Here is a 14,633-nt window from a genome sequence, read left to right as displayed (position 1 = left end):
ACCGGGCACGCCCGGTACACGGCCAAGGCGCGTGGTGACCAGTCACGCGATCTGGACGAATGTCCAGGTCGCGTACCTGCTGACGTACCGAGACGCTCTCTCGAACGCGTCTCCGACTGTTGACCGGGACCGTGGCGCCGAGGGGCGGCTGTCACGCATCAGTCGATCTCGGTGCTCAGTGCCCCATGAGTGCCTCACCGCCGGGAACGTTCTACCGCCAGGCGTTGTCGACGAGGTTGCGCACCATTTGACCGGGTAGCGCGGGATCACCATTCGACCGTGCACCGCACGGGCACGTCGATCCGAAGGCCGACCCGCCAGCGGGCTGGTTGGCAGAAATACGCAATTTTATTTTCGTCGACGCGAACAACGCATCACTGCGAAAAGGTCGGCTCGATCGGCATGTAGACAGTTCATCAGGAGGAATGCATGACCCAGTGCCTCCAGAGCCGGACGATCTCCGGAATTCTGAAGGACAACGCTCGTCGGTTCGCGGACAAAATCGCGTACCGCGACGAGCACCGCTCGGTGACCTACACGGAATTGGCCGCGCGCACCGAGCGGTTGGCCGGGAACCTGGCCGGACGCGGCGTCGGGCGCAATATGCGCGTCGCGCTCCTGCTGGGGAACTCGATCGAGGCAATCGAGGGTCTGCTGGCGATCACGCGGGCCGCCGCGGTCGGTGTGCCGCTGAACCCGCGCGGTTCCGACGCCGAACTCGGGTTCCAGCTGCACGACTGCGATCCGGTGCTGGTGATCACGGACCCCGTCCACGAACCGCAGGTCCGTCGGATCTGCGACCTGCCGGTGCTGGTCACCGGCCCGGCTTTCGAACATCTCGCCACTACTGCCACCGCCGCACCACCCGATGACCTGCCTCTGGACGATCCAGCGTGGATCCTTTACACGTCAGGGACTGCCGGACGAGTGCGAGGTGTGGTCTCCAACCAGCGAGCGGCACTGTGGAGCGTCGAAGCCGGTTACGAATCAGTGCTCGGCCTCGGTCCGCACGACACCCTGCTGTGGCCACTTCCGCTGTACCACTCGTTCGCGCACTCCTTTTGCATTCTCGGTGTGATCGCGGTCGGCGCCAGTGCCCGTATCCTGCCCGGCTTCGTCGCCGAGCAGGTCCTCGCGACCCTGCGTGCGGGCAGCTACACCGTGCTCGGTGGTGTCCCCACCATCTACCGGCAGCTCGCAGCCGGTACGGACGGAACCGTGCCCGGACCTCGCATCTGCCTGACCGCGGGCGCACCGAGCGGTGTCGAACTGCGCAGGGCCTTCGAGCAGGCCTTCGGCACACCGTTGCTCGATTTCTACGGATCCACCGAAACCTGCGGCGGGGTCACGATGGCCGCACCCGGCAGTCCACCCTCGGCCGGCAGCCCGGTGATACCCGGTCAGCAGGTCCGGGTCGTCGATCCGGACACTGGAGAGGATCTGCCACTCGGGGACGAGGGTGAGGTGTGGCTGCGCGGTCCGAACCTGATGCTCGGCTACCACGGCCGGCCCGCACTCGAACCAGGCGAGTGGCACCACACCGGGGACGTGGGCCGGTTCACCGGCCACGGGCGGCTGGAGATCACCGGGCGGCGCAACGAGGTGATCAACTGTGGCGGCGAGAAGTTCCACCCGGCTGAGGTGGAGCAGGTGCTGGCCGAGCTGCCCGAGGTCACTGACGTCGCGGTGACCGGACGGGCCGACGAACTGCTCGGCGAGGTCCCGGTCGCCTACGTGGTCGCGGCGCCGTTCGAGCCGGACCGGTTGCGTGCTGCGTGCCGCCGCGCGCTCACCGCGTCGAAGGTTCCCGTCGAGTTCCACCGGATCGGCCACATACCGCGGACCGCGTCCGGCAAGGCACTGCGCCGGCAGCTGGCGGTGGCCGAACTCGACCTGCTCGACGTGGTGCTGCGGGAGACCGCGGCGGTGGCCGGGCTAACCGAGCAGGACGCGTTGGCCTCCGACCGGCCGTTCACCGAGCTGGGGGTCACGTCGCTGCTTGCGGTGGAGTTGTGCGCCCGGCTCAGCGGGCACGCCGGCCGGAAACTGCCTGCGACGCTGCTGTTCGAATTCCCGACGCCCGGGCAGCTGGCACAGCACTTACGCCAGGCCGGACCGGCACAACGGCCGCCGGTCCCCACCACTGCGGCCGAGCCGATCGCGATCATCGGGATGGCCTGCCGCTATCCCGGCGGAGTGCATTCGCCTGCGGACCTGTGGCAATTGCTCGTCGACGAGGTCGACGCCACCTCGGAGTTTCCGGCCGATCGTGGCTGGGATCTCGCCGGGCTGTTCGACGACGATCCCGACCGGGCCGGGCACACCTACCTTCGTCGCGGCGGGTTCCTGCACGACGCCGCCGAGTTCGACCCGGCTCCGTTCGGCATCACCCCGCGGGCCGCGCTGGCGATGGACCCCCAGCAACGGTTGCTGCTGGAGACCGCGCTGGAGGCGTTCGAACGGGCCGGAATCGATCCCGCGTCGCTGCGGGAGAGCGACACAGGTGTGTTCGCGGGGGTGATGTACAACGACTACGCCTCCCGCATACAGCACTCGTCAGCTGAGGTGGAGGCACAGCTGGGCCTGGGCTCGGCGGCCAGTGTCGCCTCCGGGCGGATCGCCTACACCTTCGGTCTGCGCGGCCCGGCGATCACCGTCGACACCGCCTGCTCGTCGTCACTGGTGGCCATGCACTGGGCCGCAGCGGCGTTGCGTGCCGGAGAGTGCTCACTGGCACTGGCCGGTGGCGCGACAGTGATGTGCACGCCGAATTCGTTCGTCCAATTCAGCCGTAGCCGCGCGCTGGCCCCGGACGGCCGGTGCAAACCGTTCTCCGCGAACTCCGACGGTGCCGTGTGGAGCGAGGGTGCCGGGTTGCTGGTGTTGCAGCGACTCTCCGACGCCCGCCGCGACGGTCACCCGGTACTGGCCGTCTTACGTGGCTCGGCCGTCAACTCCGACGGCGCCTCGAACGGGCTCACCGCACCCAGCTGCTCGGCCCAGCAGCGAGTGATCGAGCGCGCGCTCGCGGCCGCCCGCCTGCAGCCAGGTGACGTGGACGTGGTGGAGGCGCACGGCACGGGCACCCCACTTGGTGACTCGATCGAAGCCCGGGCGCTGATCGCCGCGTACACGCCGGGTCGGCCCGCGGACCGGCCGCTTCAGCTGGGCTCGATCAAGGCCAACCTCGGGCACACCCAGGCTGCGGCCGGAGTCGCCGGCGTGATCAAGATGGTCGAGGCGATGCGGTACGGCGTGCTGCCCGCGACCCTGAACGTCGGCGTTCCCACGCCGGAAGTGGACTGGCCGGCCACGATCGAAATCACCGACCGCACCCGTCCGTGGCCCGATACTGGTGGCCCCCGGCTGGCGGCGGTGTCCTCGTTCGGCATCAGCGGCACCAATGCCCACGTCATCCTCGAACAAGCCGGCGAACCCGCCCTCGTCGAATCATCCGTCCGAGCCGACGTCGAACTGCCCTGGTTGCTCTCCAGCGCTACCGATGTTCGCGCACAGGCCGCCGAGCTCGTCGAAGTGGTGCCAGAGCTACCGGCCTCGGCGGTCGGCCACGCGTTGGCCCGTCGACCCGCGTTCACCCAGCGCGCCGCGGTGCTGTCCCCGGCCGCCCTGCCTGCCCTCGCCGCGGGCGAATCCGATCCTCGAGTGATCACCGGCGTCGCCGCTGCCCGGGGGAAGCTCGCCTTTCTGTTCAGCGGGCAGGGCGCGCAACGCCCGGACATGGGTGAGTCCCTGCGTGTCTTCCCGGTTTTCGCCGACGCGTTCGACCACGTCTGCCGCTTCCTCGATCCGTTACTGGACCGCCCGGTGCGTGCAGTGATCACCGGCACCGACCAGTCGCTGCTGGACCGGGCGGACTTCACCCAGGCGGCCCTGTTCGCCTTCGAGGTCGCGTTGTTCCGGCTGCTGGAGTCGTGGGGCATGCGACCGGCCTACCTGGCCGGGCACTCGTTCGGCGAACTCGCCGCCGCGCACGTGGCCGGAGTGCTGACCGTCCGGGACGCCGCCGAACTCGTCGCCGCTCGCGGCGCGCTGATGCGGGATCTCCCGTCCGGCGGTGCGATGGTGTCGGTCGAGGCCGACGAGGGCGAGGTGCTGGCGAGCATCGCGGGCCTGGAGGACCGGCTCGGCGTGGCGGCGGTGAACGCGCGGCGATCGGTCGTGCTGTCCGGTGCCGAACCCGAAGTACTCGCGGTCGCGACGCACTTTGCCGCGCGGGGCCGGCGGACCAAACGTCTCGGCCTGCGCCTGGCGACTCACTCTCCGCTGGTCGAACCGATGCTGGACGAGTTCCGGGCGGTTGCGGCCCGGCTGTCCTATCAGGACCCGCGGATCCCGGTAGTGTCCGGGCTGACCGGGCGGATCGCCGAACCTGGCACGTTGAGCAATGCCGAGTACTGGGTGCGGCACGTCCGGCAGCCGGTCCGTTTCGCCGACTCGGTCCAGACGCTGGCCGATGCGGGCGTCCGCCTCTTCGCCGAGCTGGGGCCCTCCTCGGTGCTTTCCGCGCCCGCGCAGGAAACCACCGATCGCGTGGTCGCCCCGATGGCGCCTTCGGTGACCGCGGCCGTGGCCAAGTTGTGGGTGCACGGGGCCGAGCTGGACCGGGCGGCGATGTTCAGCGGCTCGCCGATCGCAGCCCTGCCCACCTACGCGTTCCAACACTCGCGGTTCTGGCTAGAGGATGACCGGGAGGACCAGTTCGCCATCGCGGGAACCGGGCAGCGGCTGTTCACCCGCACGTTGTCGGTGTCGGCCCATCCCTGGCTGGCCGACCATCGGATCGCCGGCACCCTGGTGGTGCCCGCGGCGGTGTTAATCGAGATGACGATGCGGGCCACTGAAGCCGACCTGGCGGAGTTTCTCCTGCGCACACCGATGGTGCTGCCTGAAACCGGGACACTGACGGTGCAGGTACTGCTCGACGAGAGCGGTGAGCTCACCCTGCACGCCCGCCACGACGACACGGCGCCCTGGGTGCTCCACGCCACCGGCCGCGTTGCTCCTCGAGAGGTACCGCCGGAGAGCGACGAGTGGCCGGCTTTCGAGTCGAATGTGGACAGTGTCGACGTGGCCTACGAAGTACTCGCCCGCCGCGGCTACCACTACGGCCCGGCGTTCCAGTGCGTACGATCCGTCCACCGGGCCGGGGACACCATTTACACCGAGGCCCGGGTCCCCGACACCGGCCGGTTCGCACTGCACCCGGCGCTACTCGACGCTGTGGCGCACTCGACACTGTTCGTCGACGAGGTCGACGGACCGGTCCGGCTGCCGTTCGCCTGGACCGGCGTACGCCTCTACGCCACCGGGGCGACCGCCGTGCGGGCCAAGCTCACCCCAACCGGGCCTGACACGGTGGCCGTTGCCATCGACGACTACCACGGCAACCCGGTCGCCCGCGTCGACGCACTGGTAGTCCGGCCACTGCCGGCGGACGCGATACCCAGGGCCGATCTCCCGTTGCTCCGGCCGGCCTGGCAGCCGGTCGCCCCCGGTTCGGCACGTCGTGACTTCGACGTGCGGGAGCTCACCGATCCGGCGCCACATGTAGTGGACCGGACGCACTCGCTGGTCACCCGCACCTTGCACTGGTTACACGAATCGGTCGATGGGGACCGGCTGCTGGTGCTGGTCGCCGAGGACAGTGATCCGGCGACTATGGCGGCGTGCGGCCTGATCCGGGTGGCGCAGCACGAGCATCCCGGCCGGTTCGTCCTCGTCCACGGCAACCCGGCCGATCGTGCCTCGCTCGCCGACGCCGTGGCCACCTGTGAACCGGAAGTTTCCACTGTCGACGCACAACTCCGGGTACCGCGGCTCACCGTCGCGCCCGCGTCACGGAGCCGGTACTCCTTCGATCCGGATGGCACTGTCCTGATCACCGGCGGCACCGGTGCGCTCGGCAGCGTGCTCGCCCGACATTTGCAGGCAAAGCACGGGATACGGCGGATCGTGCTTGCCAGCCGGCGCGGCCCGGAAGCTCCGGGGGCCGGCGAACTGGACTCGGAGGTCGTCTCCTGCGATGTCGGCGACCGTGCCGACCTGGCACGGCTGCTGGCCGAACTCGGTCCGCTGAGCATGGTCGTGCACGCCGCCGGAGTGATCGACGACGGCATTCTGACCGCGTTGACCCCTGACCGGATGACCGCCGTCCTGCGGGCCAAAGCCGACGCCGCGTGGTGGCTGCACGAACTCGTCGGCGACTCGGCGATGCTCGTCCTGTTCTCCTCGGCCACGGGCCTGCTGGGCAACGCAGGACAGGGCAACTACGCCGCGGCCAACGCCTTCCTCGACGGCCTCGCCAACCACCGGCGCGCCCTCGGCATGCCCGCTCTATCCCTCGCCTGGGGCCTGTGGGACACCGACCACGGCATGGCCGCGCAGGCCGCCCGTTCCCCGTCCCTGGTCGCCCCTGTCTCGGCGGAACGGGGTCTGGCGATGTTCGACGCCGCACTGGCCGGGGACGAACCGGTGCTCGCTCCGATCGCACTCGACCAGCGCGGCGTACGGCCCGGGCAACCGATCCCGCCGATGCTGCGTGGACTGCTCCAGCCGGTTCTGCCGGCCGCCGCACGCACCGGGCCGTCCGCCCAAACCGGCGACCGTGACCCGCTCGGCCTGGTCCTGCGGGCGGTCGCGAACGTCCTCGGCAACCGCGATGCCAGTGCCATCGCACCGGAGGAGTCCTTCGCGGCGATCGGCTTCGACTCGCTGACCTCCATGGAACTGCGCAACCAACTCGCCGGAACGGTCGGTACGCGCCTGCCCGCGACCGTGGTGTTCGACCACCCGACGCCCGCCGCGCTGGCCGGGCACCTCGCATCCTTGGTGGGCACCCCCGCGCCCACCGCACCCACCACCAGCGGGCTGGCCTCGCTGTACCGGAGGATCTGCGAAAAGGGCGAAGTGGTGCTCGGGATGCACCTGCTGGTCAGTGCCTCCGTCGTCACGCCGAGTTTCGGCCTGGCTGACCTCGGCGATCACCGGATCACGCCGGCCACTCTCGCTCGTGGCGAGCGGGCACCCGCACTGATCTGCCTGCCGTCATTCAGTCCCGTTCCGGGCGAGTACACGCGGCTCGCGGCGTTGTTCGACGGTGAGCGCGACGTGCACATGCTGCCCCACCCCAGCTACGTCGGGAGTGCAGTTCCCGCCGATCGCGAGACGCTGATCCGGTTGCACGCGAACGCGGTCGTGGAACTCATCGGAGACCGGCCGTTCCTACTGGTCGGCCGATCGAGCGGGGGTTGCGTGGCGCACGCCGTGGCCACCGAACTGGAACGTGCGGGCGCCGCGCCCGGCGGCGTGGTGCTGATCGACACCTTCCACGTCACCAAGCACAACGAGGACGCCGAATGGTTGCTCGCTCTGCCCGCGCGCAGCGCGCTCGCCCTCGGCGCGGGCTTCGACGCCCTGCCTGACAGCGCAGTGGTCGCGATGGGTGCCTACACCTCGATATTCCGGGGCTGGCAACCGGAAAAGGTCACCGCACCGACGCTGCTCCTGCGCGCGGCCGACGCGGTGGCGGACGAGGGCTGGCCTGTGTCGCACGACCTCGTCCGCGTGCCAGGGGACCACTTCTCCATAGTCGAAGAACACGCCGCCACCACCGTCGCGGCCATCCGTGCCTGGGAAGCCCGGTAACGAAGCCACTTTGCCCATCAATACTCGAAGGAACCGCACGTGACAGCAATGACCTACAGCACTCTGGCGCCGGCAACACCACCCGAGCACATTCTCGGCGTGGTGCGGCACCTGCCCACCACTGCGGGATCGCCTCCAGCGGCGCCCTGGCCATCGGTGGCGGTGCGCTCGGCCGCCGACCACGACCAGGCCTTTCATGAGGTCTGGACGAGCAGCCGAACCGCCTTCGGCGGGCAATACAAGAACCTGAGTTACCGCCACGACGGCGAAACGTTCTTCTGTGCGGCCGAAATCCCCGATGCGGCCCGGTTGCGCAATGCTGTCCGCGCGACTTATCAAGCGGTGGTAGAGCTGACTCGCCGGCTCGGCTACCGCCTGCTCCGGGTCTGGAATCACGTCGGGAACATCAACGCGGGCAACGCCGACGGCCTCGAGCGGTACCGGGACTTCTGTCAAGGCCGGGCCGAAGCGCTGGAAGACCTCACCGGGGAATGGCGCGTCCACCTGCCAGCAGCCAGTTGCGTCGGCGCTCTCGCCGGTGGCGCGGTGCTGTACTGCCTGGCCACACGGTCACGACAGCCACTTCACTTCGAGAACCCCCACCAGGTCCCGGCCTACCATTACCCGCCGCAGTACGGGCCCCGGTCCCCGAGCTTCGCACGAGCCACGCTGCTGCCCGGAGACACCGGCCCGGCGGGCGGCCAGCTCTTCGTCTCCGGCACGGCCAGCGTCGTCGGCCACGCGACCACGCACCCGGACGACGTTGCCGAGCAATGCGACACCACCGAGGAAAACCTCGAGCACCTGCTCAAGCACGTCGGACAGCAGACCGGCACCTCCCCCGGTCTGCCGGATTTCCGCTTCGCCAAGATCTACGTCCGGCACGCGCCCGACATCCCTTATGTGGCCGGGAAATTCCGGAGAGCTTTCGGCGAGAACACCGAGATCCGCGTGCTCAATGTCGACCTCTGCCGCAGTGATCTGCTCCTCGAGATCGAGGGCGTCGTCGCGATGGCCTGAATCCCCAGCCACCAGTCCGATACCGAACAGGGAAGACCATGAACGGAGCGAACGGACCAATCGCCTCGTCTATTGAAGTGAACAGTCCGTTCGCCTCACACCGGTTGGCGAGGCGGCACCAGGCCGCTCCCGCTGCGGCGGCCACCGGAACCCCTCTTTGTCAGCGCAGGTCCGGGTTCGTCTCGTCGTGAGGCGGCGTCGTCCGCGAGGGACATCAGAAGTGGGTCCCGCCGTCGATGCGGACCTCGGTGCCGGTGATGAACTTGCCGTCGTCGGAGCCCAGCATGGCGACGACCGACGCGACGGTTTCCGGACCGGCGTAGCCTTCGCCGATGGCCGGGCTCAGCTTCGCGAAGAGGGACATGTCGGCGTCGGCGGGCAGGCCCGGGCCAACGCTCGACCGGCTGGCCCCGCTGCCATCGGTCATGCCCGACGAGATGGAGCCGGGCTGCACGGCGGTGAAGCGGATGCCCCGCTTGCCGTACTCGCTTGCGAGGGTGTGCGTCATGGACTGGATGCCGCCCTTGCTCGCCGCGTACGCCGCCATGTAGGGGTGCGCGAAGGCCGCCGAGGTGGAGCTGAAGTTGACCACGGCAGCGCTGTTTCCCTCCAGCAGTGCCGGAATGGCTTCGCGGATCATCAGGAAAGTGCCGGTCAGGTTGATCGAGATAATCTTGTTGAAGTCGGCTAGGCTCATCTCGTGGCTGTGTGCAGAACGCAGGATCCCGGCCGCGTTGACCAGAACATCGAGGCCACCGAGCACTGAGACGGCCGAGGCGACGGCGTCCCTGACCGACGCTTCGTCGGAGATGTCGAGCACGAGCGTGGTGAGCCGGTCGGCGACGGTGCCGGCTTTCTGGACGGTGTCCGCCAAGCCCGGCTCGCTGATGTCAGCCGCGACGACGTTGCCGCCTTCCGCAAGCACGCGAAGCACGGTCGCCTGACCAATGCCCGAGCCAGCACCGGTGATGAGCACGCGTCGGCCTTCGTAGCGGTTCATGTTCTCGCTCCATGTCTCCATCGACCTCGTGGTGTCCTAGATGATTGATTCCGTGAAGATCACGTGAAGGGAGGGGTTGGTGAGTGGGTAGCGGAGAAGGGTGTTCAAGATCAATGTGTGAATAAAGAACTAAACCCCCTCCTGACTGCACTCTACGTGCTCGCCGACGACCACGTTGTTCCCGCCCGCACAGGGACTCGGACGCTGGCGACGACCTCTGGCCGTCGTTCCTGCGTCGTGCTTCCCAGCAGATTCGGCAGGGTGCTCTCCGCGAGCCGGCCGCCGGTGCCCTCGCGTTCCGCTCGATCCGCGACCGTGAGGCGGTTGGCACGCTGCACGTCGTTGTCGGCGACAGCCCTGGTGTCCACGAGAAACAGACCCGCGACCCGTTGCGGCGCCACCGCGGCGAAGGTCGCCACCTGGCCGTGAGTGATTTTGGGTGCCATAGCACCGAAAAACGCTCACGGGCCTCGGTCCTGCACCGCGCACACCCAACAACAGCAGTCCGGATACGACAAGCGTTTGAGGAACGCAGCTTTCAGCGCCTCTTCCACGCGCGCGCCGAACCGCCTGGTGCGCGAGGCGATCCCAATGGTCTCCGGAGGAATGCCGTGTCGCATCCACCGCTGGACCCGATGCACGATTGCCGTGATCCCTGCGGGGCTCGTCCGCGAACCCCGCAGGCTCGGGCTGGTTTCCCGCCGGTGATGGATCTGCGGGCTCCTACGACTGACTTCGCGGCCGTTACCGCGACGTGGCAGCGGCCGCCGGCTGCCATTGCAGGTGGTCTGCGATCAGCCTGCCGATGACGGCCATCGGTTCCGCCTGCGTGATGGTGTGGTGGGTGCACGCGATGTCGTGGGAGATCACCTCACCCGTGATCCGCGACCGCCACTCGCCACCATCGGTGATGTGGTCGGCCTGCGTCGCGCGGAACTGCAGCAGATCCCCGTCGAAGGTGGACTCGGTGTAGGTCGGCAGCAGCGCGGCGGCGTTGATGAGAACCGTGGTGAGCGCCGCGAGGTGCTTCTCCCCCAACGCAGGGTGCACCTCGGCTTCAGGTGGCAGGCCCGCCGCCTGAAGCAACATCGACCGGACGTCCTCGCGCTTGGGCGCGGCTCGCTGTGCCTGCGGGTCGACCGGCCTGGCATCGAGCAGGGCGAGCAACGCCACGCGCTCGCCGTCGGCCTGCAGGCGGGTGGCGATCGCATGCGCCAATGCGCCGCCGAGCGACCAGCCCAGCAGATGGTAGGGCCCCGCCTGTTGCACCGAGCGGATCTGGCGCACGTAGCCGTCGATCATCTCGCGAAACGACGAGGGCAGTTCGTCGTTCCCGGTCAATCCGCTGGACTGCAGGCCGTAGACCGGCACGTCCTCGGGCAGGTGGCGCGGCAGGCCGGCGTAGCACCAGCTCAGGCCGCCCACCGGATGCACGCAGAACAGCGGCGGTCGCGAACCGCTGGCACGCAGCGGAAGCAGCGCGTCGAAGGCGTTCGACGACGTTTCCCGCTCCAGCACGCGCACCAGGTCGGCCACGGTCGGAGCCTCGTAGACGACGCCCAGGGGCACCTCGGCATCCAGGTCAGCGCGGAGGCGAGTGACGAGTTCGGCAGCGAGCAGCGATTGCCCGCCCAGCTCGAAGAAATCGTCGTCGATGGTGACTTCGCCAACGCCGAGCACCTCGGCGAACAGGGCGCACAGCTGCTCTTCGCGAGGTGTGCGGGCGGCACGACCGGCGCGAATTTCGGCGGCAGGCAAGGCCGAGTGGTCGAGCTTGCCGTGCACCGTCAGGGGCAGCTCGTCGAGCACGACGAATGATGCGGGCACCATCGAAGTGGGCAGTCGTTTCGCCGTCCACGACCGGAGTTCCGCTGTGTCGACCGGCCCTGGACCCGGAACCACGTAAGCGATCAGCTCGGGCTCGGCGGACTTTGTCGTCGTCACCACCGCCTCGGCGGCTCGTGGATGCGCGGTTAGCACCGCCTCGATCTCGCGCGGCTCGATGCGGACGCCACGGATCTTGACCTGCTCGTCGGTGCGGCCGAGGTACTCCAGCACGCCGTTCTCCGTCCACCGGGCCACGTCGCCGGTGCGGTACATGCGCGTGCCGGGCGGCCCGAACGGATCGGGCAGGAAGCGCTGCGCGGTCAGCGCCTCCTGGTCGAGGTACTCGCGGGCGACCTGGTCGCCGGCCAGGTACAGCTCGCCGGGCACTAGCGGCGGCTGGGGTCGCATCGCCCGGTCGAGGACGTAGGCGCGAACATTGTGCCCCGGACGGCCGATGACTGGCCGATCGCCCTCGATCCGGCAGTACACAGCATCCACTGTGGACTCCGTAGGCCCGTAGTAGTTCCAGGCCTCGACACCGGGGCAGTCGCGCAGCGTCGACCACAACGCGGGATCGACCGCTTCGCCGCCGACCATCAGCAGCCACGGGAACTTCTCCGGCCCGGACAGCAGGCCCTCGGCCAGCAGAAGCCGGAGGAAGGACGGGGTGAGGTCGGCGAAGTCGATCCGGTGCCGGGAGAAGTAGCGCACGAGCGCGGCCGGGGCGAGGCGCACCGCGTCCTCGACGAGGTGGACCTCCTGCCCCGCGGCCAGGAACAGCAGGCCCTCCCATGCGGTGTCGAACGAGAACGACGCGGTCAACGCCGCACGCAGTCGCCGCCCCGCCGGCGCGATCAGCTCGCGCTGGTGGTCGTGGAAAAGGTTGGCGAGGTGGCGGTGCTCGACGACCACTCCCTTCGGCCTGCCCGTCGAGCCGGAGGTGAAGCAGACGTACGCCGCGTGGTCCGGCCGGTGGGTGCCGGTCGGATCGGTGCCGGGATGCCGGTCGATGCCGACGTCGTCGAGCACCAGGAGCGGCTGCTCGACCGGAAGAGTCGCGCTGGTCGTCGCGGTGGTGAGCACGTGGAGCGGCCGGGTGTCCGAGAGCAGCGCCTCGATGCGGGCGGGTGGATGGCTCGCGTCGAGCGGCACGCACACCGCGCCGGCCTTGAGCACCCCCAGCACCGCGACGATGTAGTCGGCAGTGCGTGGCAACGCCAGCGCGATGCGCGTTTCCGGACCGGCGCCACGTGCGATCAACAGGTGCGCCAGGCGATTGGCTCGGGTGTTGAGTTCGGCGGCGGACAACGTCGTCGAGCCGCAGACCAGCGCGGTGGCATCGGGCGCCGCGCGGACTCGGGCCTCGAACAGTTCCGGCAACGTCGTGGCCGGCGTCTCCCGCCTGGTGTCGTTCCACGTGTTCAGAACCAGTTCGCGCTCATCCGCGGACAGCATGTCGATCGTGCCCACCTGCTGCTCAGGGTCTGCGGTCGCCAGTGCGTGCAACAGCGCGAGGAAACGGCGGTGGTGCGCCGCCGTGGTCGCCGCGTCGTACTTGGCAGGATCCGAGTTGAAGTCGATCCGCAGTGATCCATCGGCGGGCCTGTCGTAGACGTTGACGCCGAGGCCGGTCACCGGGCCGTTCGAGAGGTTGCGCAGCACTGCGGGGTGGCGGCCGAACCGGAGCTGGACGTCGTGGGTCATGACGTTGATGCCCCAGTCGCCGAGGTATCCGCCGCGGTGATGGGCGATCCCCAAATCGCGCACCAGGTGCGTCGAGGAGTAGCGCTGGTGACGCAGCAGATTCTTCGCGCTGTTCGCGGTGGTGCGCACCAGCTCCGCCACGGTGGTCGACGGCGTCATCCGGGTCCGCAGCGGCAGCACGTTGGCCACCATCGACGGCACGCCGCGCGCGACGCTGCCCGCCCGGCCGTTCACCGTCAGGTCCAGCGTGACCTCGTCGTTTCCCGCCAACCGATGTACGTACAGCGCCAGGGCGGACATCGCGACCGATGGCAGGCTCGTGCGCACCTGCCGCGCCAGCGCCCGCAGGGCTTCGGTGTCCGCCGGGGTCACGTAACCGGTCTCGCGGAGGAAGGTGTGCGGAACGATCGACGACGGTCGCTGCGACCCGCGCGACGCAGGCCAGTCGGCCAGTTGTTCCGTCCAGTACTGCTGATCGCGGGCGAACCGCTCGGATGCCTCGTATTCGGCCTCATCGGCCAGGATCTGCGCCAGGGAGCCGAACGGGCACGGCGGAGCGGGACGCCTCTCCTCGGCCGCCGTGTAGAGTTCCGCGACCCGCTGGATGAACAGCGAGAGGCCGAAGCCGTCCAAGATGATGTGGTGCAGTCCGAGGTAGACGGTGAACCGCTGCTGCCCCGTCCGCAGCAAGGCGAACGAGAACAGCGGCGAGCGGCGGAGGTCCGCCGCTCTGCCCAGATCGGCCCACATCCACGCCTCGGCCGCCGCAACTGGATCGGCGGCCCCGCGCAGATCGACCACCGGCAGCTTCCAGTCCGGCAACGGTTCGATCGCCTGCCAAATCCGCCCGTGGCCGTCGTCACCGAATCGGGCCCGCAGTGCTTCCGCCTCGTCAACAGCCTGGCGCAATGCGACCTCGAGCAGCGCGACATCCACCGGGCCCTCGATCTCCAGCGCCTCCGCGGCCCGGTAGATCGGGTTGGCCGGATCGAACTCCTGGGCGAACCACACACCCGTCTGGGCAGCCGTCAGCGGCAACGTTTCGCAGCCGATATCCGTAGACATGCACGCTGCGTATCACGAAAACAGCAAGCTCACACAGAGCAACGGCCCGCGCGTCAGGGGGTAAATCGAATCGATCACGGTGTGAGCGCGCACCCCGCTCCAAATCGGCGCGCTCAACGGCGGCGGACAGCCTGGTGGCACGAGGCGGGATGCGCGGGGCAAGGTCCGCGAGGCGACCGGCCAGTACCTCACCAAGCGGGCCGAAGCAGAAGCCGAACGCCAGGAGCACCCCGCCGCCCCGCACGTGACCTGTGCAGACGAAGGCGGCCCGCGATGCCCGGTTGGGCGCCAAGTGGCGATTTCGCGCGAAATCGCCGCCCGCCAGGCGTGGAAAACGGCGATTTCGCGCGAA

5 protein-coding genes are annotated in these 14,633 nt (G+C 69.0%); 2 read left to right on the top strand and 3 right to left on the bottom strand.

Annotated elements, in window-relative coordinates; all coding sequences use genetic code 11:
* Positions 1–429 precede the first annotated feature (429 nt).
* Both FDZ84_RS26740 and FDZ84_RS26735 read left to right on the top strand, forming a co-directional pair.
* Positions 430–7,665 (top strand): type I polyketide synthase, encoded by a 7,236-nt coding sequence (locus FDZ84_RS26740; RefSeq protein ID WP_168588122.1) that lies wholly within the window; start codon positions 430–432, stop codon positions 7,663–7,665.
* Between the two features lie 48 nt (positions 7,666–7,713).
* On the top strand, positions 7,714–8,685 hold the full coding sequence (locus FDZ84_RS26735) for an FkbO/Hyg5 family chorismatase (protein ID WP_246869234.1): 972 nt from the start codon (positions 7,714–7,716) through the stop codon (positions 8,683–8,685).
* A gap of 214 nt (positions 8,686–8,899) precedes the next feature.
* On the opposite strand, the gene FDZ84_RS26730 is transcribed toward FDZ84_RS26735, so the two are convergent.
* From FDZ84_RS26730 to FDZ84_RS26720, 3 genes are all read right to left on the bottom strand, one after another.
* Entirely contained in the window at positions 8,900–9,685 is a 786-nt protein-coding gene (locus FDZ84_RS26730; RefSeq protein ID WP_168588120.1) for an SDR family NAD(P)-dependent oxidoreductase, read from the bottom strand.
* A gap of 152 nt (positions 9,686–9,837) precedes the next feature.
* Positions 9,838–10,131, bottom strand: a complete 294-nt coding sequence (locus tag FDZ84_RS26725) for a hypothetical protein (RefSeq protein ID WP_246868448.1) — start codon at positions 10,129–10,131, stop codon at positions 9,838–9,840.
* Positions 10,132–10,429: 298 nt separating this feature from the next.
* Complete coding sequence (locus FDZ84_RS26720; protein WP_210435122.1) at positions 10,430–14,281, bottom strand: non-ribosomal peptide synthetase; 3,852 nt, start codon at positions 14,279–14,281, stop codon at positions 10,430–10,432.
* Positions 14,282–14,633 lie beyond the last annotated feature (352 nt).

This window comes from Saccharopolyspora sp. ASAGF58 (assembly GCF_012277335.1).
Taxonomy (GTDB): Bacteria; Actinomycetota; Actinomycetes; order Mycobacteriales; family Pseudonocardiaceae; genus Saccharopolyspora; species Saccharopolyspora hattusasensis.
Note: the sequence above shows the minus strand (reverse complement) of the source record. Positions and strands in the feature narration are given on the sequence as shown.